Source organism: Bordetella petrii (assembly GCF_020991325.1).
GTDB classification, from domain to species: domain Bacteria; phylum Pseudomonadota; class Gammaproteobacteria; order Burkholderiales; family Burkholderiaceae_B; genus Bordetella_A; species Bordetella_A petrii_E.
Genome location: NZ_JAJMLX010000377.1, coordinates 1 through 3,517, shown reverse-complemented (window position 1 = coordinate 3,517; position 3,517 = coordinate 1). Strand labels below are relative to the sequence as shown.

Genomic DNA, 3,517 nt, shown 5'->3' with positions numbered 1-3,517 from the left:
CAGCAGCACGGCCGCAGCCGCCGCCGTGGCGGGCGCGGCCAGGATCGCCGTGCTCTGGAACCCGCGCCGCACGATGGACGGGTAGATGGCCCGCCCCAGCCGCAGGAATACTTCGTATCCCGCGGCGATGGCGGCCACCAGTTCCGCGCCGCTGGCGTTGCGCTCGCAGGCCAGGGCGAACGCCGCGGGAATCAGGGCTGACGAGGGATGCCCGCCGGTATAGCGGCAGCCGTCCTCGAAATAGGTGGAATGCGACACAGCGCTGTTGATAATGACCGCGTCGCGCAGGCTGCGGCGGGCCCCGGCGCCCCAGACGGAGATGGGGCCGTCGCCGGGAAACAGCGCCAGTAGTCCTTGGTGGGTGCCCTGCTGTACGCCGCTGGCGGCCGCGGCCAATGTGTCCAGCAGGCGCAGCGACACGGCCTGCGTCACTTCCAGCGGCAGGTGCCCTGCCCGGATGTCCGCGATGAAGCTACCCAGGGCAGTCGCCAGCGGCGGCGCGCCAGCCCCGGTGCAGGCTACGGAGGAATCGCCCACGGTCAATCTACCTTGAGGCCGATGTCATTGATGACATCGCGCCACTTGTCGACGTCGGCGCGCACCCGGGCAGAGGCCGACTCGGGGCTGTCGCCGATCACGTCGGCACCCTGCCCGGCGTAGAGCTTCTTGATGTCGGGCGAGTTCAACGCGCGGACCACGTCGGTGTTGATCTTGGCAATGACGGCCTTGGGGGTGCCGGCCGGCGCGAACAGGCCATACCAGGTGTCGGCCTCGTAGCCCTTCAACCCGCTTTCGTCCAGGGTGGGCAGGCCGCTCGCCGACGAGGGCCGCTTCGCGCTGGTAGTGGCCAGGCCGCGCAATTGGCCGGATTGCATGTATGGCAGGGCCACCGGCGCGTTGACCATCATCGCCTGCACCCGGCCGGCGATCAGGTCGGTTACGGCGGGCCCGGTGCCCTTGTAGGGCACGTGGGTCAGCTTGATATCGGCCATGCGCATGAGAATTTCCGTGGCCAGGTGCGGCGGCGTGCCGTTGCCGGGCGAGGCGAAGTTCAACTGGCCGGGGTGGGCGCGGGCATAGTCCAGGAACTCCCGCATCGTTTTCACCGGCAGGGACGACGGCACCGCCAGTATGTTGGGGGTGCTGACCAGCATGGTGACGGCGGTGAAGTCGCGCACGGCGTCATAGCCTGCCGACTTGTACAGGCTCTGGTTGGCAGCCAGCGTGATGACCGGCGTGAAAAGCAGGGTGTAGCCGTCGGGTGCCGATCTTGCCGTGGCGGCAGCGCCCACGTTGCCACCCGCGCCGCCGCGGTTCTCGATCACCACCGACTGGCCCCAGTATTCGCCCAGCCGCTGCGCCAGCGGCCGCGCCAGGGTGTCAGTGCCGCCACCCGGCGGGAACGGCACGACCAGTTTTACCGGGCGATCGGGAAAGGGCGCGGCGGGTTCGCCTGCCTGGGCCGTGGCGCCGAGCGACAGCCAGGCCATCGCGGCCAGGGCCCGCACGCTCCCTGCCAAGTGGCGGGCAATGGTCTTGGTTCTGGATGCACAGGCCATGGTTGTCTCCCCCGGTGCGCGCCGGTCCAGGCCGCGGCACGTGTTGGTTTAAGTATTGGTTGATGTTGGCAGTCTAATTACGCTATAAAAATGGATCAATTACTCAAAATTCAAAATACTAGTGAATTTGTTTCATTAAACAGATTCGCGGCAAGAACGGAGGCCTGGTTTGGAAAACCTCAATGCCCTGCGTGTGTTCGTTCGCGTGGCGGAAACGCGCAGCTTCACCCAGGCCGCCAAGCGGCTGGGACTGACGTCCTCGGCCGTCAGCAAGGCCATCACCCGGCTCGAACAGGAGTTGAACGTGCGGCTGCTGCACCGCACGACCCGCTCGGTGGGCCTGACCAATGACGGCGCCAGTTTCTTCGAGCACTGCCTGCAGATCCTGGGGCAGATCGAGGATGCCGAGAATCTTCTGGGCCGGGCCACTTCCAGCCCGCACGGGCGGCTGCGTGTGCACCTGCCGGTGGGTTTCGGGCGGCGCGTCATCATGCCGATGCTGCCGCGTTTCCTGAGGCAGCACCCCGATCTGGTACTGGATGCCGAACTGAGCGACCGCAACGTGGACCTGGCTTACGAAGGCATCGACGTGGCCGTGCAGATCGGCGAACCGGCCGATGCCCGGCTGATCGCCCGCAAGCTGTGCCACCTGCGCTTCATGGCCTGCGCGTCGCCGGAATACCTGGCGCGGCACGGCGAGCCTCGCACGCCCGAGGAGCTGGACCAGCACCACTGCATGGCTTATGTGTTGATGCACACTGGCCGCTACCGCGAGTGGCCGTTCAGCAAGAACGGCGTACCGTGCAACAAGACCGTGTCGGGCCAGCTCAACGTCAACAACGCCGAGTCGCTGCTGGAAGCGGCCTCGTCTGGCCTGGGCATTGCCATGATCAGCAACTTCATCGCCGCCGAAACCATACGCGAGGGCCGGTTGCGCCCGATCCTGACCGATTACGTGGGCGAAGGCCCGCCGGTGTCGGTGGTGTATTTGCCCAGCCGGAACCTGGCGCCCAAGGTCCGCACCTTCGCGAATTTCCTGTTGGAAGAAATCTCCGGAAACCCCGACTGGGACAAGATCACGCCGTGACAGGCACGCCGGCGGTGCCGGCCACGCGCACTCGCGCCAGCAGGTCCGCCAGGGGCCTGGCCGAGCCGGCATCGAACAGGCCGCGCGCGGCTTCCAGCACGCCGGCGGCCGATTCGGGTCCCACGGCGGCCGAGGCCAGCGACATAAACTTGCCGTCTATTTCGCCGTGCGACATGGGGTTTTCCGGCATGCCGCGCGAGTAATCGACCTTGCGGCTCAGGGTATTGCCCTGCCTGGTCGTCAAGGTGACCCTGCCGCCGTAGATCTCTGGATAGGCAGCGTCGATTTCCGGATCGATCTCGATCTCCACTCGTTCGGACAAGGCCACCACCCGTGGTTCGACAATCCGTTGCGGCGTGAACTGCTCCAGGTAGGCCTGGCCGTCCGTCATGGCCACGGCAATGTTGTAGCGCAGGCTCATCTGCGCGTTCAGCACCGAGTCGGCCCGGTATTCAAAGCCTGTCTGTGTGTTGACCACGCAGGCGATGCCGGCCACCACGCGCTCGACGTCGGCCGGCTCGAGCTTGTTCTCGCGCATCAGGTCCAGCACCGCGTCGACACAGGCATGATTACTGCCGCAGCAGGCATGGGGCTTGAAGCAGGTTTCGTCGGAATGCCAGCGGCGGCCCAGGTCTTCGACCAGCATGGCCGGCCGCGGTGTGTCGGACATGCCGAACAGCAACCCGCCGTCTTCGGCTTCCAGGATGTAGCGTGGGCCGGCAAAGCCGCGCTGCGCCAGCAGGGCGGCCATCAGGCCCGCCTGCGCGGATCGGCCGGGGTGCATGCGCTTGCTCATTCCGCCGTCGGCCGTGAAGGCCCAGGTGCCCGCCGACTGCGTGCCAGCCAGGCCCAGGGCGCTGGCCGTCGTGGC

The 3,517-nt window shown here is 66.8% G+C and carries 4 protein-coding genes; 1 reads left to right on the top strand and 3 read right to left on the bottom strand.

All coding sequences use genetic code 11. The features are described 5' to 3' along the window. The coding region (locus tag LPZ50_RS23190) for an MmgE/PrpD family protein (RefSeq protein WP_230665218.1) at window positions 1–537 on the bottom strand (537 nt) is incomplete at its 3' end. Window positions 538–539: 2 nt separating this feature from the next. Beyond that, a complete protein-coding gene (locus LPZ50_RS23185; protein ID WP_230665216.1) occupies window positions 540–1,559 on the bottom strand; it encodes a Bug family tripartite tricarboxylate transporter substrate binding protein in 1,020 nt (339 codons plus the stop codon). A gap of 169 nt (window positions 1,560–1,728) precedes the next feature. On the opposite strand from LPZ50_RS23185, the gene LPZ50_RS23180 reads away from it, so the two are divergent. Continuing rightward, on the top strand, window positions 1,729–2,646 hold the full coding sequence (locus tag LPZ50_RS23180) for a LysR family transcriptional regulator (protein ID WP_230665213.1): 918 nt from the start codon (window positions 1,729–1,731) through the stop codon (window positions 2,644–2,646). Here LPZ50_RS23180 and LPZ50_RS23175 read toward each other — a convergent pair. Beyond that, window positions 2,636–3,517: MmgE/PrpD family protein (locus LPZ50_RS23175; protein WP_230665211.1), on the bottom strand; the 882-nt coding region annotated here is incomplete at its 5' end. The genes LPZ50_RS23180 and LPZ50_RS23175 overlap by 11 nt on opposite strands.

What these genes read in the sequence shown, in the direction of transcription:
- LPZ50_RS23185 (WP_230665216.1), bottom strand. Translation starts at nt 1,559, where the DNA reads ATGGCCTGTGCATCCAGAACCAAGACCATTGCCCGCCACTTGGCAGGG.